Here is a 21,765-nt window from a genome sequence, read left to right as displayed (position 1 = left end):
TCCGTTCAATTTCAATGATGCCGTTCTGAATGGAAGCGTCCATCTTAGGACCAAACTCTGTGTTCTGGCGGGCTTTCCCGCGTTTGATTGGCCGCACATAAGGCTGTGACAGACTAACGATGCGATTTTTAACTCGATGAGTCTTATTTTGATACATGAAATTCTGTTGCTCAAACAGTTGTTGAATCGTTGCCAGCTTAACCAATTGACGTTCCGACAGCTGACCGCCTTGTTCACGGAGCTCGTGGACGTAACGTAAATCACGTCGCACATACTGCAGCTGCGCTTTAACCTGGTATCGAGTTTCTTTAGCTGAACGTCGCGGCTTCTTGGTGAAACAAACATAAACTTTGTGGGCTTCTCGCTTGTAGGTTCGGGGAATCTGAGTGTTTAACTGGTGAGCCAACTCAGTAATGAACTTTTCAAGCGTTGTGCGTCCTGATTGAGTAGTGAATAATCTTGTGGAAAGCGAATGTTTACTGGCACAACCGTCGCATCCACGATGATTGTTTGATCATCAGTCGAAGAATGTTTCAGCTCTTGTTTGGCCCAGTCGCCAATGATCGTTCGCAACTCAGGGCTAATGGGTGCAATTCGCTTGCGAAAGACTGTCATGGCAGAAGGACTGAAAGGTAACTCAATTTGATATTTGGGAAGCCCAATGAAGTACTGATAAGCTGGTGTATCGCGAATCGCATTAACCAGTTCAACATCTGATAGGTTAGTTGCTTGTTTGATTAATTGAGCACCGAAAAACAGCCGAAAAGGTTTCCTAGCTCGACCAACTTTTGACGGGAAAACGGTGGTATAAACGGCTTCCAGCTTAGGCCAGGGCAACTGATTGGCCAACTGAACCCACTTATTTGGGGGACTCAAAGCAACACCTAACTCTTGTCCAAAAGAATCAATTGAAAGTTAAACTGCTTTAATCCGATAAACCATTTTTTGCACCCCGTTTTCTAAAAAATGCATGGGAAACGACGAATTAGCGCCATATCACATGCATTTATTATACAACAAATATGATCTATCAACTATTAAATTAGTTATTGCAGAATTATTCAGTATCCACTAGTTAGTTCAATGCTGTTTGGTTTGTTTTTTGGAGCGGGAAATTTAATTTTTCCATTGCATCTGGGACAGCTAGCCGGCAGTCATTGGTTGTTAGCAGCATTAGGCTTTTTAATCACTGCGGTTTTATTGCCATTATTTTCAGTTTTAGCAATTTCAGTGACTCGTTCCGAAGGAGTTTACGATATTGGTAAGCCTTTAGGAGCAGCCTTTGCCTTAGTTTTTATGGTTTTGATTCATGCAACGATTGGGCCGCTTTTTGGGACTCCGCGTACAGCAACTGTTTCATTTACAGTTGGAGTAGCACCGTTTTTGCCGAAACAATTTGATCAAATCGGCCTGTTTGTTTTTTCGTTACTATTCTTTGGCCTGGCATTTATTTTGTCATATAAAGAAAATAATATTGTCAAAAATGTTGGTAAAGTATTAAATCCGTTATTTTTGCTTCTATTATTTGTTGTTTTTCTAGTTGCGTTCACTAATCCATTAGGAAGTACCACAACGGCATCAGTCACCAAAGCATACTTGAGTGATCCATTTACTAATGGCTTTTTGCAAGGCTATAATACGATGGATGCATTAGCTGGCTTGGCATTTGGAGTAACAGTTGTCACAGCTGTTAAACAATTAGGAAAGAAAAAGCCAAGGTCGATTGCGCTAACTACTGCTCGTGCAGGTATCTTGACGATGGCAGCGATTGGTCTAATCTATCTGCTATTAATTTTAGTAGGTGCCATGTCACTTGGAAAATTTAAAGTTTCAGCAGATGGCGGGGTAGCTTTTACCCAAATTGTTAATTACTATGCTGGACGTATTGGACAAGCATTTTTAGCAACTTTATTGACTTTAAATTGCTTGACCACCGCGGTTGGTTTGGTTGCAGCTTTTGCGCAAGACTTTCATAAGCATTTTCCCAAAGTCAGTTATCATGTTTGGTTGGCTTTTAGCTGCTTGGCGTCTTTTTTAACTGCTAATTTTGGCTTAGATCAAATTATTACTTGGTCGGTTCCGCTGCTAATGTTCTTATATCCATTAGCAATGGCATTAATTGTGCTGTCGATTACTTCACCATGGTTCAAACGTGACTCACGGGTTTACTTGACAACGGTTGTTTTAACAGTCGTGCCAGCTTTCTTTGATATGGTAGTCTCATTCCCAGCAGTTGTTAGTCAAAGTTCTTTTGGTTTAGTCGTTGCCAATTTTCAACAAAAGTTTCTGCCATTAGCTAATGTTGGTTTAGATTGGTTAGTCCCAGCAGTTGTTGGCTTTGCTTTAGGACTGGTTTGGCATTTTGCTCAAGGACAGGCTGCCGTTGGTGTGGTTGGAAAATCGCAGGTAAAATAGAATAATTTATTCTTTAAAATCACTTGCATGAATTTAATTTTGGAAAACTTTAATCTTGGCTAACAAGCCGGGATTTTTTATGCTCAAATTAAAGGGTTGAATTTAAGCAAAATGCTAATTGACGAGCAGAGAGCAACGATAGTATGATTGCAGGTAAAAGATGATGATTAAATAGCTTTTAGGAGGCAGTTTGATGACAGCAAATAAATTTCGAATTGAAGCTGATACATTAGGTGAAGTACGAATCCCGGCTCAGGCATTGTGGGGGCCTCAAACTGAGCGGAGCCGTCATAATTTTCCAACGGGTAAAACAATGCCACTCTCCATGATTAGAGCCTTGCTACAGATTAAAAAAGCAGCTGCCCAAGTCAATTGCCAACTTGAAAATTTGGAGCAAGCCAAAGCAACGTTGATCATTCAAGCAGTTGATCAGTTATTAAATTTACCTGCTGAAAAGCTACAACAGGATTTCCCTTTACATGTTTATCAGACGGGTTCAGGGACTCAGACAAATATGAATGTCAATGAAGTTGTTGCCCATCAAGCTGCCCAGCTTGACTCGCAAATTACTATTTTACCAAATGATGATGTTAATCGCGGTCAAAGCTCGAATGATGTTTTTCCGACTGCTATGAACATTACGGCAGCTTTAGCGACTCAAAAGTTAACAACTGAACTAAAGCATTTAATTGTTGAGCTGAAAGTCAAACAAACTAAGTATTGGCAAGTAGTCAAAATCGGCCGCACGCATTTGCAAGATGCAACACCATTAACTTTCGGTCAGGAAGTCAGTGGCTGGATCAGCATGTTGGAACATGATTTAAATTATTTGCACCAATTAACTCCAACTTTACTGGAATTAGCAATTGGCGGGACAGCAGTTGGCACTGGTTTGAATGCAGTGCCGGGCTTTGCGGTTGGAGTTGCTGAAAAATTAAGCCAAATTTATCAATTAAATTTTACAGCTGAGACTAATAAATTTTACGGCTTAGCGGCCCACTCGGGGTTAAATGTTGTTCATGGCAGTTTGAAGACGTTGGCAGCTGATTTAATGAAAATTGCGAATGATGTGCGTTTCTTAGCCAGTGGTCCCCGGGCTGGCTATGGTGAATTAAATATTCCGGCGAACGAACCAGGGTCATCGATCATGCCAGGCAAAGTTAATCCAACACAGGCGGAAGCCTTGACCATGGCGGCTGTTCGTGTGATCGGCAATGATGTCGTGGTGAGTCTGGCTGCTTCACAGGGGAATTTTGAAATGAATGTTTATAAACCAGTTTTGATCGATGCCTTCTTAGAGTCAGCCGAATTACTAACTGGCACGATCAAAGGCTTTGCTGATAAACTAATCCATGGTTTGACAGTTAATGCTCAACGGATGGAAGAATTGGTTGATAATTCATTGATGACAGTCACTGCCTTATCCCCGCATATCGGTTACCATGCCAGTGCTCAAATCGCCCAATTGGCTGATCGAAAGCAGTTAACTTTGCGCCAGGCAGCTTTAAAGTCCGGCAAAGTTACCGCTGAACAATTTGATCAATGGGTCGATCCGTTAACAATGACCAATATTCAGGAAAAGGGGACTTTATAATGGATAAAAAATATGTTTTTCAGCCAACGGATTTAACTGAGTTAAAAACTAGTTATGATTTGATTGTTGTTGGTTCTGGTGGAATGGGACTGACAGCTGCATTGCAGGCCAGTGAACTTGGCTTGCAGGTAGCAGTTTTTGAAAAAATGACCAAATTAGGCGGCAATACCAATCGCGCATCATCAGGCATGAATGCGGCTGAAACTAGCGTCCAGTTGAAACATGGAATCATTGATAGTTACCAGGAATTTTACCGAGATACTTTTCTAGGCGGTGGTCAAAGAAATGATCCGCAGCTGTTGAATTATTTCACTTCTCATGCAGCTTTAGCCGTTGATTGGCTAGCCGATCATGGAATTATTTTAGATGATGTAACAATCACTGGTGGCATGAAAATCAAGCGAACACATCGCCCAAGCAGTACAGCACCAATTGGGGGGTTCTTGATTACTAACCTCTTAAAGCAAATTGAAAAACACCAAGTCCCAGTCTTTGCCGGTGTTCAGGTGGAACATTTATTGCAAGATCAAACGGCTAGCATTTCTGGGGTGAGCCTTAAGCTGCCAACTGGGACAAGTCGGAAACTAGCTGCGTCAACGGTCATTCTTGCAACTGGCGGTTTTGGAGCCAATCGAGAATTGATTAAGCAAGTTCGGCCAGACCTATCAGGCTATCAAACAACTAATCAAGCAGGAGCAACAGGTGATGGTTTAAAATTAGCCCAGGAAGTTGGAGCAGCTTTTGTTGATTTAGACCAGATTCAAGTGCATCCAACGGTTCAACAAGATACAGAGCATGCTTATTTGATTGGTGAGGCTGTTCGTGGTGAAGGAGCAATTTTAGTTGACCAGCAAGGACAGCGTTTTGTTAATGAATTGGATACGCGGAAAAATGTGACGGCAGCAATTAACCGATTACCTGAAAAAGCTGCTTATCTGATATTTGATGGTGGAATCCGCCAGCACGCTAAAGCAATTGATTTTTATGACTATATTGGTTTAGTGATCCATGGCCAAAATTTGTCCGAGTTAGCTGATAAAATTAAAGTTCCGGAGGCTAATTTGACGGCCACGCTGACTGACTGGAATCAAGCTGTTAATCAGCAGGCAGATCCTCAATTTGCCCGTGCAACTGGAATGGACCGGGGCATTACTCAGGCACCGTATTTTGCAATCCACATTGCACCGGCAGTTCATTATACGATGGGTGGAGTTAAAATTAATTATCGAACCCAAGTACTTGATCAAGAGGGTCAGCCGATCAAGGGATTGTTTGCTGGTGGTGAAGTCGCTGGCGGTCTGCATGGCAATAACCGGATTGGCGGTAATTCGATTGCTGAAACGGTCGTTTTCGGCCGCCAAGCAGGACAACAGGCATTTAAGTATTTGCAAAAAGCTAAAAACTAGGAAAGATTTTTATTATTTCGAAAAATGCTCTAAAGTTTTAGCAGACAAGCAATGATTTTTTGCTTGTTTTTTTTTGTACTTTTTGCATTGAATTTATAGCAAGGAAAAACGTTTTGTGTACAATTAAGTAGAGAGTGTGCTGAAAATTTTAGTACTGATCGATTTATTGTTTATCATTTAAAGCTGGATGGTATAGTTAGGGATTCTTTGGGGACCTAAATTGGGCAATGAGAAGCAAGCTAAATGAAGGTTTTTAAGACCAGCATGAATTTTTATCTGCCAGCGAACATGTTATGATAAAATTATAAATTAATAGAAAGAAGTTTAAACTTTGTCATTAACTGAATCAACCTTTATTTTGCCTAAGGAGGCTCAACTGACTCAAAAGCAGCAACAAATCACGCAGCAGATTCTGCAATTTGCCAGTCAGCATCTAAACGCCAAAACCGCGGCTGTTTTTGTTTTAAGCGGAGATGCTGGTGCGGGGAAAAGCGTTGTTTTGAGTACAGTATTCAATGAATTGCAGAAAAGAACACAAAGTCGAGACTCAGTTTTTTATCAAACCGACAATCATTTATTGGTCAATCATAATGAAATGTTGAAAATTTATTGGGAAATAGCCGGTCAGACTGACTATTTGAAAAAGAAAAGTTTTGAAAAGCCGACCCCTTTTATTAATCGAATGAATAAACGACAAAAGCAGGCAGATATTGTCTTTGTTGATGAAGCGCAGTTATTGTTAAGTCAAGCTGATCCGTTTAATCATTTCAAAGCGGCTAATCAGTTAGATGAAATCATGAGACTGACACATGTTTTAGTAATAGTTGCTGATTTCAACCAGGTGGTTAAACTCAAAAGTTACTGGTCTAAGTCATTATTGCAGCAGCATTTAGCTGGTCATCCAGTTGAACAAGCCGATTTGAATCAGCAATTAAGAATCCAGGATGATAAATTGGCCGCTTGGATTAATTCTTTGATTGAGGGTAAATTAAGACCATTGCCGGCAGCTGCAGATTATGAATTAAGAATTTTCGCTGATGGTCAGCCATTGTTTGCCTGGGTCAAAGCGCATGATCAAGTCAGTGGCTTATCAAGAATCTTGGCGACCACGGATTTTCCATTTCGCGTCTTTAGCCGTGAACCATGGTATGTCACAGCCGGATCACTCAAGCTGCCATGGGATCGCTTCAATTATCAAGATCGTCCGTGGGCTAGTCAGCCGGAGACGATCAATGAAGTTGGTTCAATTTATACGATTCAAGGCTTTGATTTGAATTACGCGGGGGTAATTTTGGGACCGAGTGTCACTTATGAGCCTAAAACAGATCAAGTAATTTTTCATCCTGAAAAGTTCGAAGACCAAACGGCACTGCAAAAACGTCATCAAGCCGATCTGCCGGATGAAAAAGCAGCGCAAATTAAAATCTTGAAAAATGTTGTCAATATTTTATTGAAACGCGGCCGTTATGGCTTAGGAATTTACGCAGTTGATCCAGCATTACGGCAAAAACTTTTAATGTTAGCTAAAAAGTAAGTAAAAAGAGGGTAACATAAAGATGGATAAAATTTTTCACAGGGGTTTATTGCAATCAAAGATGCCACGCAAAATAATTTGCAGCACGTTGATTTGAAAATTCCTAAATACCAAACCACGGTTTTTACTGGGTTATCTGGTGCCGGTAAGTCTTCGTTAGTTTTTGATACTTTGGCAGCAACTTCGCGGCGAGAATTAAATGAAACTTTTCCGAGTTTTACTCAACAATATTTACCAAAGTTTGGCCAGCCACATGTTGAAAAAATTGAACATTTACCGGTAGCGATTGTTGTTGAGCAAAAGCCAATCGGTAAAAACGCTCGCTCAACCTTAGCGACTTATACGGGAATTTATTCTTTGTTAAGATTGTTATTTTCACGCATTGGGCAGCCGTGGATTGGCTATTCTGACAGCTTTTCCTTTAATTTGCCACAAGGAATGTGTCCCAAATGTCAAGGACTGGGTTATGTTGATCAATTAGCTGAAGACCGACTGATCGACCGCAAAAAATCGTTAAATGAAGGAGCAATTACCTTTGTCAGCTTTGGTCCGGGAACATGGCGTTGGAAGCGCTATGCTAAAACGGGTTTGTTTGATCCAGATAAAAAAATTCAGGATTATTCACCACGCGAGTATGAATTATTAATGCATGCTCCACAGCAAAAATTGAAAAATCCGCCGCAGTGGTGGGGAAAAACTCAGCTTTATGAGGGCTTGGTTCCGCGAATTATGCGTTCAATCGTTCATAGTGCTGAGGGCAAGCATCATCAAGCTGCAATCCAGGCGGTTGTTCAAAGAAAGCTTTGTCCACTGTGTCATGGGACAAAACTTCAGGCTAAAGTTTTGACTAATAAGATTAATGGCTTGAATATCGCCCAAGTCAGCAGCTTAGATTTAATTAAAATTGCTGAGTTTTTGAAAAAAATCACTAATCCTTTAGCTGCTTCAGTGATTCGCGAATTATTGACTAAAATTCAAGCACTGATTGATATTGGCTTAGGCTACTTGTCACTTGACCGCAGTACTGATACTTTATCTGGCGGAGAAACGCAGCGAATTAAAATTGCAAAGTACTTAACAAGTTCGTTGTCAGATTTGGTTTATATTTTAGATGAGCCAAGCGTAGGGCTTCATCCTCATGATATTCAATTAATCAAAAAAGCCTTGATTCGCTTGAAAAATCAAGGCAATACAATTATTTTGGTTGATCATAATCCAGCTATCATTTCAATGGCTGATTGGATCATTGAAATTGGTCCGCAAGCAGGCAAATCAGGCGGTCAAGTAACTTTTGCTGGAACTTATCAGCAGTTATTGCAATCAGCGACGATTACCGGTCAGATGCTGCGGCAACCGCTACAGTTTAAGCAAGTTCGGCAACCAGTTGGCTGGCTGGCAGTAAAAAAAGCTCAACAGCATAATTTAAAGAATGTTAATGTTAAGCTGCCCACTGGAGTTTTAACCGTTATTTCCGGTCCAGCTGGTTCAGGCAAAAGTACTTTAGTTACGGCAATTAAGCAACAAATAACCGCAGATTATGTTGATTTAACTCAAGAGACAGCTGGTATCAATATTCGGTCAACTCCGGCGACTTATCTGCAGATTTTGGATCCAATCCGCAAGTTATTTGCTAAAACTAATCAGGCTTCAACTCAGCTTTTCAGTTATAATGGTCGCGGTGCTTGTCCACGCTGCAAAGGTAAGGGAGTTACTATCACCAATATGGCTTTTATGGATCCGGTAGTACAAACTTGTGAGCTTTGTCAGGGAAAACGTTACTGCCAGGAAACTTTAACTTATCATTATCACGAAAAAGACATTGATCAAGTCTTATCATTGCCAGTTAAGTCCGCTTTGGAATTTTTTTCCGATCAGCCAAAAATCAGTCAAAAATTACAATTGCTAATGCAAGTCGGATTAGGCTATTTAACTTTGAATCAGTCAATGACAACTTTGTCCGGCGGAGAATTGCAACGGATCCGCTTAGCTTTAGAATTAAATCATCAAGGAGAATTCTACTTTCTTGATGAGCCAACAACTGGATTGCATTTAGCTGATACTGATCAATTGCTGAAGTTGTTCAATCAGCTTGTTGATCAAGGAAATACCTTGATTTTAATCGAACATAATCTGCGCGTGATTGCCCAAGCAGATTATTTGATTGATTTAGGGCCTGATGCTGGCCAATACGGTGGTCAAATCTGTTTTGCCGGGATTCCAGCAGCTTCCCTCAAGCAACCGCAATCGCGCACGGGGATGGCTTTAAAACAAGTTTTAGCAGCTCAAAGCTGAAATTTATTTGAATTCGCCACTAGAAATTTGATTTAAAAGATCATAGGAAGGAATAAAGAATAATTGTCCGCTAATAATCGTTGAGAAACTCAACAGAAAATCTGACGTAGCCAGCATTTGTTCCAACATCTTTTTGGTAACCTTCCAATGGCGGGCATATCCAATGAAATAGGTACCAGTTTTTCCGGCTGCTGGATCAGAAAAAGGCACATTCATTCGAACAATTTTTTGCTCTTGCCCATTGATTTCAATTTTAGAGCTGATATTATGAGCATTGTGATATTTATCTTGTTCATCAAGTTCATAATCGCTGAACTTTTTTCGACCAATTCCTTTTTCCTGCTGTTCAGTTTTTAAATGATCCCAAAATTCCATGTTATGCAGCCATTTTTGGGCAAAAGCATAGGAACCGTTTGCAAAAACTGGATCTTCATCGCCAATCAAAGCATATTCGGCTGCATCTTTAGCTTCAGGAGCTTCGGTACCATCGATGAAACCGATGATTGCTCGGCCTTCAAAATAGCGGAAGCCCTTAGTTTCATCGACAACAGTGGTAATCTCCTTGAGAAAATGGCGAAATTGGCTTTGAGCTTCGTAGACAATGGCTTCGTTGTCAGCCCGAATATGGAAAAACAAATCACCATCAGTGGCCGGCATCGTAAAGCGATCGCTGGTAAGGGTCTGATAAGTTTCAAGTTCTTTGGGCCAAGCAGCATTTGGAAACAGGTAAGTCCAAGCTTGAAAACTGAAGCCAAAGGTGACTTTTAAACTAGATTGTTGATTTAAATCAGCCGATCTGATTCGCAATGAGCGGATGATGGCTTGATAACGATCGGCAAATTCCCGAATTTTTTGGCGTTCTTTTTCTGGATCTTGGCGCTTGAGTTTCAAAACCGTAAACTGAACTTGCTGACCGACGTCTTTCCAAACATCTTGAGCTTGGTTAATTTTAAGTACCATTAAAATTCCTCCTAGTTTGAGATAGAATCTTTATTACTTTTTAATTTTTTTAAATAACTCCAATTAAAATTTAACACAGCTGGTCATCGTGATTCAAGTCACAAGCTGTTTAATTTTGAAAACTGCGAAAAATTAGGGAGGAAAAAATGACTAAACAAATTACAGGACAAAATTTTCGTTTTACCTTATTGACGGATCGCTTGTTAAGAATTGAATATCAAGTCGACGGTCAGTTTACAGATGAAGTGACGCAAACGGTGATTAACCGCGATTTTGCCCAGCCTGAATGGCAGGTAATGACTAATCAAGCCGGCTTTGCCTTACAAATTGAAACGGCGGCCTTTCATCTGTATTATCGGGGTGGGGAGTTCAATGGGGTCAATTTATTTATTGATACAAAATATAATTATCAGACACATTTTAGTCGCTGGCATTTTGGCGACTCTGATCCCGAAAATCTTGGTGGCACTGTTCGGACTCTTGACAATGCTGATGGAGCGGTACCAGTTGGTCAAGGAATTTTATCCAAAAACGGGTTGGCGGTTTTAGATGACTCAGCTAGTTTATTGCAGCATAATGGCCAGTTAACTGCTCGAAAAGCTTGGGAAACCGATCAGTACTTATTTATTTATGGTCATGATTATTTGGCAGCACTGAATGACTACTTTCAGCTGACGGGCTTTCCGCCATTGATTCCGCGCTATGCACTTGGCAATTGGTGGAGTCGTTATTATTCGTATACACAAGTTGAATATTTAAAGCTTATGGACAAGTTTCGTGAAAAACAGATTCCTCTGTCGGTCGCAGTCTTGGATATGAATTGGCATACGACTAAAATCCCTGTTAAGTATGGTAGTGGCTGGACGGGTTTTACCTGGGACAAACAGCTGTTTTCTAATCCTGAAAAAATGATTTCCCAGTTACATGCGCAAGGTAAGCATGTGACTTTGAATTTGCATCCGGCTGCCGGCATTCGACCTTCAGAAGCCAAATACCCGCAAGTTGCGAGAGAAAATGACATTGATCCAAAGACTCACCAAACGATCCCTTTTAATTTGACCGATCCAAAATTTGTTCATTCTTATTTTGAAACCGTTTTACATCCGCTCGAACAGCAGGGAGTGGATTTTTGGTGGATCGATTGGCAGCAAGGAACCGCCTTAACTAAAGACCAGCCTGACCCGCTGTGGCTTTTGAATGATCTGCATTATCATGATCAGCTCCAGCGTAAAAGTACGGATGCGTTAATTTTATCACGCTATGCTGGGCCTGGTAGTCACCGCTATCCAATTGGCTTTTCAGGTGATACAGTGGCAAGTTGGAAATCTCTAGACTTTCAACCATATTTTACAGCAACTGCCAGCAATATCGGCTATACCTGGTGGAGTCATGATATTGGTGGTCATATGCGTGGTCAATATGACCCAGAATTATCATTAAGGTGGCTTCAACTTGGGGTCTTTAGCCCAATTTTACGTCTGCATAGTACTGACAATCCATTCATGAGCAAAGAGCCATGGAATTATGAATTAACGATTCAACAAGCAATGATCAAGTTCTTGCAACTGCGTGCCAAACTATTGCCATACTTAGAGTCGGCCAATCTTGTCACTCATCAACAGGGGATTCCTTTAATTCAACCGCTTTATTATCAAGAACCAGAACAGGAACTCGCTTATCATTTCAAAAATGAATACTTTTTTGGTTCAGAAATGTTGATTGTACCGATTACCCAGCCAGGCAGTCAGATAACGGGGCTAGGGACGACGAAAGCTTACTTGCCAGCAGGAACTTGGACAGATTGGCTTACAGGTCAAAGGTATCAAGGACCAGGGATCGTTACCTTGAACCGCCAGCTGGATCAATATCCGATTTTAATCAAGAATGCCGGAATTATTGTTACTCAGCCTGATTTTCTAAAAGCAGCTGATCAGTTGCCCGTAAATTTGGTAGTTGAATTATTCCCCGGGGAAACTAATCATTATGTTTTAGCCGAACATCAACAGCAAAAAATTGCACAAACAATTTTTGATTGGAATCAGCAAAGCGGTGATTTGACGATTCAGCTCAGGGATCCACAGCGAATTACCCCTTTGTATCGCTGTTTAGAAATCAAATTAGTTAATTTAAGGGCCGCTCAAACGACGTTCATTTTGAGAAACATTCAGCCTGGCAAAACTTATTGTCTCCATTTTGGTCCTTGTCAGTTGCAGGAACCTGATTGGCAAAAAAGAATGTTTGAGATCCTTCAACATTCTAAGATTAGTTTTGATTTAAAGGAAGTTTTATGGCAAATGATCCAAACCTTGCCACCCAAAAACTTATTAGCAACTTTGACCAGTATCGCACCAGCCGATTTACTAGCAGCTTTAAGCGAAATTTTGTTAGCAAAATAAGTAAAAGCGAGTAACTAAAGTATAACTGACCAAATCAACTTTGGCAGGTCTACTTTAAAGTTACTCGCTTTTGTTGTAGCTTGTTTTTACCGGCAATCAATTGCCAAAAATTAGATAAATTGTAAAATCCCCATCAAAACTGGGACAACGATAATAAAAGCGACAGTGCTGATTGTGACGATATTGGTAGCATAGTTGACATCACCATGAGCTTCATTTGCTAAGATCGGCAAGACTGCCAGCATTGGTGTCGCTGATTGGACAACCAAAGTTTGACTCATTAAGGTTGGCAACTCAATCCCGCTGGCTGCTCCAAGTTTAATCAAAATAATCAAAACAACCGGTGATAGGACAAATCTTCCTAAAAGGGCAAGGGTTGAATCGCGATCCAGTTTCATATTGTTTAAACCGGCATCAGCTAAGACGATCCCAATATAAATTAAAGACAACGGCGTAACTAGCGCGCCAACGTAACTGAGAGTTTCACCAGCAAAGTTGGGTACTGGTAATTTCAATAACATCCAAACAATTGCTACAAGAAAGCCAACCAGCGGCATTGGTAGAATTTTCTTCCAATTGATTTGATGAGTTTGATGAGTTTTCAAATTAGTTGGATCATCGTTGGAAATTAAAAAGACACCAAAAGCCCAGGTTGAAACAGTGTTTACGATGTAATAAATCAAAAAATATGTTGTAGCTCGATCACCAAACAATGCTTGATTTAATGGCATGCCAATAAAAATTGTATTAGCATTGACCACCCCATTCATAAAGATCCCCCGGCGACCAGGACGAATCTTTAAAACTTTGACTGTCAACCAGGCAATTAAATAGCCGATCACGACGCCTAAAATTGGAAAAACAATGCCAGTTGATAAACCGAGTAATTTCTCCCGGGTTAAATTATTCATTACGGCCATAAAAATTGATGCTGGTAAAGCAATCTTAGTAATCAGCGACGAAATATTTTTACCAAAACTATCAGAAAACCATTTTTTCTTGCGTAAAACATAGCCGAGTGCCATGATTAAAACAATCACGGTCACACTTGAAACCGAAGTTAAAAAGACATGCATCTTAATTTTTCTCCTTTAGTTAGTTATCGTTAAAAAGTTATTAATATTTTGCTTCCCATTTTGCTTGGGCAACGGCAGCTTTAGCATCAGTCAGTTTTTCTTTGCTCAAGCCTTGGTCGATAACGCTTTGTGCAACGACTTCTGCAATCGTTTGTGAGAACTCCTGTAGCTTGGCAACTGGAGGCAAAACAGCAGCTCCGGGCTGATCTGGATCGACAATCCCGCCTAAAGCATGGCTGGCTGCCGACAAGGTTTCACCGTTGATGACTTTCGCCGCCGCGGCAATAGCTCCAAAACCAACTCCAGGATAAACGAGAGCATTATTGGCCTGACCAATTTGGTAAGTAACACCTTGATATTCGACATCGCCAGCTGGGATCCCAGTGGCAACTAAAGCTCGGCCGTTAGTCCATTTGATCAAGTCAGCAGCCTTAGCTTCGGCAAGTCGGGTTGGATTTGAAAGTGGGAAGATAACCGGTCGTTTAGTATGAGCAGCCATTTCCTTAACGATGGCTTCGGTAAAGGTGCCAGGCTGGGTCGATGTGCCAATCATAACTGTTGGGTGGATGGCCTTAACAACTGCAGCTAAGTTAGTTAGTTCATTGGAATTAGCAAATTCATCTCGTGAACGGACGAAGAGCTTTTGACCGGGTGTCAAATCTGGTGTGTCTTCAAATAGCAGCCCTTGTTTATCAACTAGATAAAAATGCTTGCGGGCCTCAGCGGCACTTAAACCTTGTCGCATTAATTTATCCATTAGTTGCTGGGTGATTCCAACGCCTGCAGTCCCAGCACCAAAGGTCAAGAATCTTTGCTCGGTAATCTTTTCTTTTGAAATGTTCAACGCCCCTAAGACGCCAGCTAAAACGACAATTCCAGTACCTTGAATATCATCGTTAAAAGTTAAGATCTGATCTTGATATTTTTCTAAAATTTTGGCAGCATTGGAACGGCCAAAGTCTTCAAAGTGCAGTAAGCTTTCTGGAAAGAGTTTTTGAACAGCAGCAATGAATTTGTCAATCAATTTGTCATAACGTTCACCGTAAATCCGTTGATGACGATTTCCTAAATAAAGCGGATTATTTAATAATTTTTGATTATTAGTGCCAGCATCAATGGAAACTGGTAAAACTTGGGCTGGATCGATTCCTGCTGCTGCGGTGTAGACCATCAGTTTTCCGACAGCAATGTCAACTCCATTCACGCCCCAGTCGCCCATACCAAGAATTCCCTCAGCATCGGTTACTACGACTAAGCGAATATTCCTGCCGCTGGCAGCATTGTTTAAAGCATTTTCAATTTGCTCAGGATCATCAATTGAGATAAAAGCAGCTTCTTGCGGTTGTAAAAAAAGTTCATTATATTGCTCAATTGATTCAGCTACGACCGGATCATAAACGATTGGCATAAACTCAACAATATGCTGACCCATCAAATAATAAAATAAAGTCCGATTGGTATTAAACAAATTCATTAAAAAAATCCGTTTTTCGAGTAATTTATCTTTACTTTGAAATTGGGCATAAGCCTGCGTTGCCTGTTCAGCAAGTGTTTGAATTCGACTAGGCAGAGCACCGATTAAATTCAACTGTTTTCTTTCTTCATAGGTAAAAGCGGTTCCCTTATTCAAAAAAGGGTTCTTCAAAATTTCTTGTGCTGATTTCATAATTTGCCAACCTCCTGAGTATTTGCAATTAAGTTATGTTAGGTATAACATTGATTAAAAATTATAGTCAAAGACTAGCAACACTATAAATTTTATTTATATGGGCAAAGTAAATTATCAGGAGGCTATTTGATGAACATCAAGGATTTAAAGTATTTTCATCAGCTAGTTAAAAACAAAAATTTCTCACAAACAGCTGATTATTTCGGTGTCAGTCAACCAGCAATTACGTTAGCGATTAAAAGGGTTGAAATCCAATTTGGTAGTAAACTGTTTATTCGTGATCGCTCACATCATGAATTGCAGGTCACGACTGGCGGTTACCAGTTGGATCAACATATTGAACAAATTTTAAATGAATTGATGCTGGCTCAAAAAGAGCTTGAACGTGCAGATGGTGAAAAAATTTTGTTTGGTTTACCGCCGATCATTGGCACTTATTACTTCCCAGCATTAACGCCACAGCTGTTGCATCAAGGTTTGATGGACACATTAGAAACTTTTGAAACTGGTTCGCAAGATATGTTGCAGCTGCTGCAAAAAGGCGAACTGGATTCAGCTTTGATTGGCTCACTAACTTCAATTGCTAACCATCAAATTAAGGCAATTCTTTTAAAATCAGCAGCATTTAAGATCATTGTCAGTTCAAAAAATCCCTTAGCAGATCAAAAACAAATTTTTTTTAAACAATTAAAGGATCAATCATTTATTACGCTAAATGAGGGCTTTGTTCATGCCAATGCTTTTAAGTTGATGTGTGAACGGAATGATTTTAAACCGAAAATTATTTATCAAACTGATGATGTTCATATTTTAAAAGCTCTCGTTAAAGAAAATGTTGGGATTGCTTTTTTAACTGATTTAGCTGTTCCTGAAACAGAAGGCTTGACCAAAATTGACTTGTTGGATGCTCAGCAACCAAGCTTTTTAGTGTCAGTTGCGTATCGTGCGAATTATCTTTTGAATCCGAAACAAAGAAAATTAATGAAGGTTTTATTAGCAGATTTACCAACAAAATTCCTATAGCCAAGAATGGATAATTGTGACTTTACAATCTAGAGTGATCAGGTTAAGATAAAGTGTAAATTTAGAATAATTTAGGAGTTTAATGATGCGTATTAATTTGAAAAATCCAGCAACTAATCAGTTTAAACAGTGTAAAATCGGCTTTTCTTAGACCGTTTTTTTCTTTGGCTTTTTTCCGGCGCTATTTCGTGGAGATTGGAAATGGACAGTCATTATCTTGTTGATTGATCTTTTAACTGGAGCCTGGTCGTATGGAATTTTATCCGGGGTGACCAATATTGTTTTTGCTTTTGTTTATAATAAACTTTATGTAAATGATTTGTTAACAGCAGGTTATCAGCCAGCTGACAGTGCTTCGAAGGATGCGCTGTTAGCCAAGGAATTTACAGTCCAAGGTTAGAATATTAATTGGACCGTTTTTAATTTAGCAGCCGGTTTGCTGGCTGCTATTCTTTTGGATTGAAAAAAAGATGTAATTAGCTTGAATTAAAAAAATTGAAAGATTACCTGTTAAGACAATGGTATGGGGAATAAAGAAGTTTTAGAGAAATGTACTTGGAGGAACGAGATTGAAGATGTTAAAGTTTCAAAGCTTTGTTCTAGTGTTAACATCGTTTATCTTAGGATTTAGCGAATTTATCATTGTTGGAATTTTAAATAATATTGCAACCGATTTTCATATCTCAGTTGCGACAGTTGGTTTGTTAGTTACAATTTTTGCCATTATTTATGCCATTGCTACACCACTGGTTAGTATGTCAGTTGGGCATCATCGCTTATATTGGAGCTATTTGGTGTTAATGTTAATTTTTGCTGCCAGTAATTTATTGACAGCACTGGCGAATAATTACTTTCTCTTAATCGCTGGTCGAATTTTGACAGCGGTTGTGTCAGGCACTTTAGTTTCTGTTTCAATTACGTTTGTTTCGTTTTTGGCTCCTTTGACTAAACGAGCTGGCATCGTAGCTTGGATTTTTTCCGGGTTTAGTATCGCTTCAGTTTTTGGTGTTCCAATGGGGACTTGGTTAAGCAATTATACTAGCTGGCGCTACGTTTTTATAATTATTAGTATTTTAGCAGTAATTACTTTGTTGTTGGCAATGTTTTGTTTACCTTATGATTTGCGCCAGCAGCATGTTAATAGTTTCTTTAAGCAGTTGAGCATTTTTCTTGATCATCAGATTCAACTTGGTATTTTATTACCTTTATTGAATTTAGCCGGAATTTATGTTTTTTACACTTATTTGCGGCCAATTTTTTCACAAGGAATGGGTTTTAACAATAATGCGCTGACCTTCTTGTTGTTTGTCTATGGCTTTATGTCCCTAGTTGGTAATTTATATAGTGGTCGGATTGCAGCAAATCATGGATTGAAAACCATGCCGATTGTATTTTTAGTACAATTTATGCTATTGGGAAGTTTGTCATTTGCCATTTCAAATCGCATCTTAGGTTTAACAGTGGTGATGCTGTTAGGTGTTTCTATGTATTTACTTAATTCGCCCAGTGCGATGTTTTATTTGAAGGTGGCGGAGGAAAAATATCCGCAGTCTTTGGTGTTGGCTTCTTCATTCAATTCGATTTTTGCTAATTTTGGGATTGCACTTGGTTCGGGAATTGGCAGTCTATTGTATGTTAAAACCGGTTTAGCTGGTATTGGTCCAGGTGGTGCGATTTTTGCATTCTTGGCGATGTTGGTCAATTTTTGGTTGAATCAATTGCGAAAACGGCAAAAACTTCAGAAAAAAACTGCTGGTTGATTAAACCAACAGTTGGAATCAATTTTGTGGGGAAAGGCCATTAATAATATAAGTTATCAAACGGTCAATTTCTTCGTTTTCATTCCACAGGTTTTGTGGAAAAAGAACATAGTGATCAAGTGCGTAGCCAAACAAAGTCGAAAATAAGAAACGAAATATTTCTCGATTAGGCCAGTCAATAATTTGCTGGCGGGATTTCAGTGAATTTAATTGATTATTAAATCCATTAATAAATTGTTTTGGCAAACCATTAAGGACATCTTGACGTAGCTGACTGCTATACAAGATCTCATTCAAGAAAATTTTTAGTACAATCAGATTATCCTTAATAAATTTAATGCGATTCATAATAATTGTGCGAACAAAGCTATCCAAATTAAGGTAATTGCGATTTAAAGTTTCGGCAGAAAATTGCAGTAACTTATCTGGTAATATCAATTTGACTAATGGATCCAAGATGAACTTCAGTAGTTACCGTTTGTTTTTAAAACGTCGAAAGATGCTTCCTTCAGAAACACCTGCATAGGCAGCAATTTCGCTGGTACTGGTGTTGGCATAACCTTTTTTGGCAAAAAGTTCAATCGCAGCTGAGAGAATCATAAGCTGTTTGGTAGTTAGATTTTTTGTTTCTGGGACGTTAGCGTAGAGATCTAAAATTAGATTCTGCAAAAAATAAACCTCCTCATTAAAATTCAACTTGTATTTAAAAAGTAGTAGCACGTCTAAAAATATGCTACTACTTTTTAAATTATTAGAAAAGCACTAAAAATGGCCAAGTATTATTATTAAATGCATATTATTTATTTGTCTAATTTGCGGTAACCGAAGTAAAACTGCAATAAAGCAACTATGATATTAACATAGTTTATTACATTAAACCAAGTAGCAATTCCACCGACCCGGACGCTGCTGTTATAAGCCCAGAATCCCCAAATAAGGGCTACAACATTAATCCATGCAAAAGTCTTTTGTAATTTCTGATCGCTTAACTTGAACCACATCCAAATAACGTTAATAACAAACCAAATCGCTAAAACCCAAAAACTAAATGTAAACATAATTAACAGCTTCCTTTCTATACCAAAGCAGACATCATATAGTGAGTGGTCACTATCTTTTAACACCGTTATTTTAATTCCTTTTTGCAATTAAATCAAGAATATAATATTTAAAACAAACTAAATTTTTGCAGACCAAGTATGGTATGCTATTAATTAAGTTTATTCAGTGAAGAAAATAATTACGATCAAGTCGGTGAAGAAGGAGCAATCTGTTGGTTATTGGCTACATAGTAATTGATGGAGAAGTTTTTTTATTTGCTTTATTTACGAAGTTTGCGATGCATTCAGTCAACATTGACGAGCACGCAAATATTAATGAAATGGCTGTCGTTTCGAACTTCACTAACTTGTTTATTTAGTTTTGTTAAGGGGAATTGATATTTTTGCGGCAACTAAGAATCTTAAAAATCTTACTTTTAGCAAACTGTTTATTGGCTGCCGGCCTGCTGACTGGGTGCAGTTTGGTGAGCAAGCAAAAAACTAAGCAAGGTCAAAACCAGCGGACGATCAGGGTAGTTACATCGTTAAACTTTTATGGCGAAGCGGCGCAAGCTGTTTTAGGCAAGTATGGTCAAGTAACAGCGATTGTGGATAATGCCAGCATTGATCCACATGATTTCCAGCCGACCACTGACACTGCTAAAAAGGTTGCCCAAGCAGATGTGATTATTTTTAATGGCTTGAATTATGATACTTGGATGAGTAAATTGGCTGTTAATAATCAGCGGGCTAAACAGATCGACGTGGCCAGTATCGTTAAGCTGCCCGGTAAGGCGAATCCGCATCTTTGGTATCGAACGCAAACGATGCCGTTTTTGGTAAAGTCACTCGTCAAAACCTATAGTCAGCTGGAGCCGCAACATCAAAAATATTTTGAACACCAGGCAACTGTATATTTGCAAAAGCTGTCCGTTATTCAAAAAAAGATTCAGCAGCTTAAAGCCAAGCGGCAAAAGCAAACAGTTGCGGTCAGTGAACCGGTTTTTAATTACACGTTAAATGAGTTAGGTTATCAAATTGATGATGCCGGTTTGGCTAAGGCAGTTGAAAATGGCACTGATCCAACGCCTGCGCAAATCAAAAAAATTCAGCTTGCTTTAAAAGAACACCGATTAGCCTTTTTGGTGCAAAATATCCAAGCCTCGGATCAAACCGTTCTGAATTTGGCCAAGGAGGCTCAAAAAAATCGAGTACCAATTTTAAAGGTCACGGAAACTATGCCGAACAAGCTAAACTATCGGCAATGGATGCTAGGTCAGCTTAAACAGCTAGAAAAAATTCAACAGCAAGAAAATAAATAGCGATTAACGAGTCCTGCCTAAAATTTGGCTGGACTTTTTTTAATCATTATTTGAGGGGAATTTTGGCTGGATATGCGTAACCCAAAATAAAAAAATAGAGCATTAATGAACAAAATCGCCTTTTGCCAAAGATAAAAGGTCGATGATAAAGCAATGTTTTGTTGCTGCAAGGTTAGAATGACAATTCGATTGACAGTAAAAACAACTGTTAGCCAAGCCCAAGCATGAGAAATTAAGTTTCGGCAATAGCAATTAAACTAATCATAATCATGATTGTTAGTCCAAGACTAATCATGAATGGCAAAGTCACGTTTAATTGCAGAAACTTCAAGTTGCCTAATAAGTAAAATGAACTTCCTAAAGTAGCAAATAAAAGACCAAGCAAAACGATATTGATCCAATGGGAACTTTTTGGTTGATAAAACTGATTTTTGATCAACTTGAAAATGATTACGACGAACAGGTTGAAAAAAAACGCCAAGAGCAAATATTGCAGCAAGTTTAAGGTAATTGTTCCCTTCACAGGATTTTCCCTGAAAAACTGAATGATCCAAGTTATGCCAGCAACTAAAAAGTAGAGTTTAAAGCGCTCAAACCATTTGATCGGCGGCAACGTTATTAGAATCTCATCGGCCATTTGTTTAGGTTGCTTGCCAAACAAGTTGACGGCGCTGATCTCTTGCTGGTTTGCATCAATCAAATCTTGCAGCATACCGAATAAAATTTGATTGAGACGCGTTTCGTCATAGTTAAGACCAGCAAAAGATAAACAGCCTCGCAATTCATCAAAGTACTGATAATCGGCTGAGTTTAATTGCTTTTCTAACCGATTGAGTCGCTCGCGATACCATTTGGCGGAATATCTTGGCTGTTTCACTTGGTGAATCTCCTTAGAATTTCAGTAGTTTGTTTTGAAAAGTCGAACCAGTGTTTCTTAAAATCAGTTAACTGCTCGAAACCTGTTGGCGTAAGGTGAAAATATTTACGGTCGGGTCCATCTGGTGAAGGAGCAATATAACTAGTCAAAGCACCATTTTTTTCCAATTTGGCTAAGAGCGGATATAAGGTTCCGCCATTAATTGATTTCAAGTCGCTTTGATGCAGTTGTTGGATCAATTGATAGCCATAGAAGTCCTGTTCAGAAATGATTGCTAGGACACAGCCTTCAAGGGCACCCTTTAATAATGGAGCTTGTTTCATCAGTTGTCATCTCGCTCCACTAAATTGGATTACAACCTAGACGATAAACTTTCCCAGCTAAGTTGTAAAGCATAATAG

19 protein-coding genes and 1 pseudogene are annotated in these 21,765 nt (G+C 39.3%); 11 read left to right on the top strand and 9 right to left on the bottom strand.

The annotated features are described in order from the left end of the window. A pseudogene (locus tag ON15_RS12090) lies at window positions 1-909 on the bottom strand (IS5 family transposase); the annotation flags it as partial. Between the two features lie 174 nt (window positions 910-1,083). Here ON15_RS12090 and brnQ point away from each other — a divergent pair. From brnQ to ON15_RS10820, 5 genes are all read left to right on the top strand, one after another. Next, window positions 1,084-2,415, top strand: a complete 1,332-nt coding sequence (gene brnQ, locus ON15_RS10840) for a branched-chain amino acid transport system II carrier protein (RefSeq protein ID WP_010581509.1) — start codon at window positions 1,084-1,086, stop codon at window positions 2,413-2,415. Between the two features lie 193 nt (window positions 2,416-2,608). Next, the gene (locus ON15_RS10835; protein WP_010581508.1) at window positions 2,609-4,009 is read left to right on the top strand and encodes a class II fumarate hydratase; all 1,401 of its coding nucleotides are present in this window, start codon (window positions 2,609-2,611) and stop codon (window positions 4,007-4,009) included. Continuing rightward, window positions 4,009-5,415 carry a flavocytochrome c gene (locus tag ON15_RS10830; RefSeq protein ID WP_010581507.1) on the top strand — a complete coding sequence of 469 codons (1,407 nt, stop codon included), beginning with the start codon at window positions 4,009-4,011 and terminating at the stop codon, window positions 5,413-5,415. The genes ON15_RS10835 and ON15_RS10830 overlap by 1 nt, the downstream gene beginning before the upstream one ends. A gap of 331 nt (window positions 5,416-5,746) precedes the next feature. Next, the gene (locus ON15_RS10825) at window positions 5,747-6,949 is read left to right on the top strand and encodes a DUF2075 domain-containing protein (RefSeq protein WP_010581506.1); all 1,203 of its coding nucleotides are present in this window, start codon (window positions 5,747-5,749) and stop codon (window positions 6,947-6,949) included. A 93-nt stretch (window positions 6,950-7,042) separates the two neighbouring features. Continuing rightward, window positions 7,043-9,241, top strand: coding sequence for an ATP-binding cassette domain-containing protein (locus ON15_RS10820; RefSeq protein ID WP_010581505.1), 2,199 nt, complete (start codon window positions 7,043-7,045; stop codon window positions 9,239-9,241). 3 nt (window positions 9,242-9,244) lie between these two features. Here ON15_RS10820 and ON15_RS10815 read toward each other — a convergent pair whose 3' ends face one another. Beyond that, entirely contained in the window at window positions 9,245-10,201 is a 957-nt protein-coding gene (locus tag ON15_RS10815; protein ID WP_010581504.1) for a Dyp-type peroxidase, read from the bottom strand. 146 nt (window positions 10,202-10,347) lie between these two features. On the opposite strand from ON15_RS10815, the gene ON15_RS10810 reads away from it, so the two are divergent. Next, the gene (locus ON15_RS10810; protein ID WP_010581503.1) at window positions 10,348-12,597 is read left to right on the top strand and encodes a glycoside hydrolase family 31 protein; all 2,250 of its coding nucleotides are present in this window, start codon (window positions 10,348-10,350) and stop codon (window positions 12,595-12,597) included. 110 nt (window positions 12,598-12,707) lie between these two features. Here ON15_RS10810 and ON15_RS10805 read toward each other — a convergent pair whose 3' ends face one another. Beyond that, window positions 12,708-13,673, bottom strand: a complete 966-nt coding sequence (locus tag ON15_RS10805; RefSeq protein WP_010581502.1) for an AEC family transporter — start codon at window positions 13,671-13,673, stop codon at window positions 12,708-12,710. Between the two features lie 40 nt (window positions 13,674-13,713). Continuing rightward, complete coding sequence (locus ON15_RS10800) at window positions 13,714-15,339, bottom strand: malolactic enzyme (RefSeq protein WP_010581501.1); 1,626 nt, start codon at window positions 15,337-15,339, stop codon at window positions 13,714-13,716. 132 nt (window positions 15,340-15,471) lie between these two features. On the opposite strand from ON15_RS10800, the gene ON15_RS10795 reads away from it, so the two are divergent. The 3 genes from ON15_RS10795 to ON15_RS10785 all read left to right on the top strand — a co-directional run bounded on the left by ON15_RS10795 (window position 15,472) and on the right by ON15_RS10785 (window position 18,125). Further along, window positions 15,472-16,365 carry a LysR family transcriptional regulator gene (locus ON15_RS10795; protein ID WP_010581500.1) on the top strand — a complete coding sequence of 298 codons (894 nt, stop codon included), beginning with the start codon at window positions 15,472-15,474 and terminating at the stop codon, window positions 16,363-16,365. Window positions 16,366-16,582: 217 nt separating this feature from the next. Continuing rightward, window positions 16,583-16,765 carry a hypothetical protein gene (locus tag ON15_RS12245; RefSeq protein WP_010581499.1) on the top strand — a complete coding sequence of 61 codons (183 nt, stop codon included), beginning with the start codon at window positions 16,583-16,585 and terminating at the stop codon, window positions 16,763-16,765. Window positions 16,766-16,940: 175 nt separating this feature from the next. After that, window positions 16,941-18,125 (top strand): MFS transporter, encoded by a 1,185-nt coding sequence (locus tag ON15_RS10785; protein WP_010581498.1) that lies wholly within the window; start codon window positions 16,941-16,943, stop codon window positions 18,123-18,125. Between the two features lie 18 nt (window positions 18,126-18,143). On the opposite strand, the gene ON15_RS10780 is transcribed toward ON15_RS10785, so the two are convergent. From ON15_RS10780 to ON15_RS10770, 3 genes are all read right to left on the bottom strand, one after another. Further along, the gene (locus ON15_RS10780) at window positions 18,144-18,581 is read right to left on the bottom strand and encodes a hypothetical protein (RefSeq protein WP_010581497.1); all 438 of its coding nucleotides are present in this window, start codon (window positions 18,579-18,581) and stop codon (window positions 18,144-18,146) included. A gap of 15 nt (window positions 18,582-18,596) precedes the next feature. After that, window positions 18,597-18,794 (bottom strand): helix-turn-helix domain-containing protein, encoded by a 198-nt coding sequence (locus tag ON15_RS10775; protein WP_010581496.1) that lies wholly within the window; start codon window positions 18,792-18,794, stop codon window positions 18,597-18,599. Window positions 18,795-18,925: 131 nt separating this feature from the next. Continuing rightward, entirely contained in the window at window positions 18,926-19,183 is a 258-nt protein-coding gene (locus ON15_RS10770; protein WP_010581495.1) for a hypothetical protein, read from the bottom strand. Window positions 19,184-19,398: 215 nt separating this feature from the next. Here ON15_RS10770 and ON15_RS11855 point away from each other — a divergent pair, with 215 nt between their 5' ends. Together ON15_RS11855 and ON15_RS10765 are read left to right on the top strand one after the other, a co-directional pair. Then, window positions 19,399-19,545, top strand: a complete 147-nt coding sequence (locus ON15_RS11855; protein WP_156397534.1) for a hypothetical protein — start codon at window positions 19,399-19,401, stop codon at window positions 19,543-19,545. Window positions 19,546-19,650: 105 nt separating this feature from the next. Next, window positions 19,651-20,487 (top strand): metal ABC transporter solute-binding protein, Zn/Mn family, encoded by an 837-nt coding sequence (locus tag ON15_RS10765; RefSeq protein WP_235720460.1) that lies wholly within the window; start codon window positions 19,651-19,653, stop codon window positions 20,485-20,487. A gap of 232 nt (window positions 20,488-20,719) precedes the next feature. On the opposite strand, the gene ON15_RS10760 is transcribed toward ON15_RS10765, so the two are convergent. Then, window positions 20,720-21,364, bottom strand: a complete 645-nt coding sequence (locus ON15_RS10760; protein ID WP_010581493.1) for a DUF1129 domain-containing protein — start codon at window positions 21,362-21,364, stop codon at window positions 20,720-20,722. Further along, window positions 21,361-21,687 (bottom strand): PadR family transcriptional regulator, encoded by a 327-nt coding sequence (locus ON15_RS10755; RefSeq protein ID WP_010581492.1) that lies wholly within the window; start codon window positions 21,685-21,687, stop codon window positions 21,361-21,363. The genes ON15_RS10760 and ON15_RS10755 overlap by 4 nt, the downstream gene beginning before the upstream one ends. Window positions 21,688-21,765 lie beyond the last annotated feature (78 nt).

Origin of the sequence: Liquorilactobacillus vini DSM 20605 (genome assembly GCF_000255495.1) — a bacterium.
Lineage (GTDB): Bacteria > Bacillota > Bacilli > Lactobacillales > Lactobacillaceae > Liquorilactobacillus > Liquorilactobacillus vini.
This window is presented reverse-complemented; position numbering and strand designations above follow the sequence as displayed.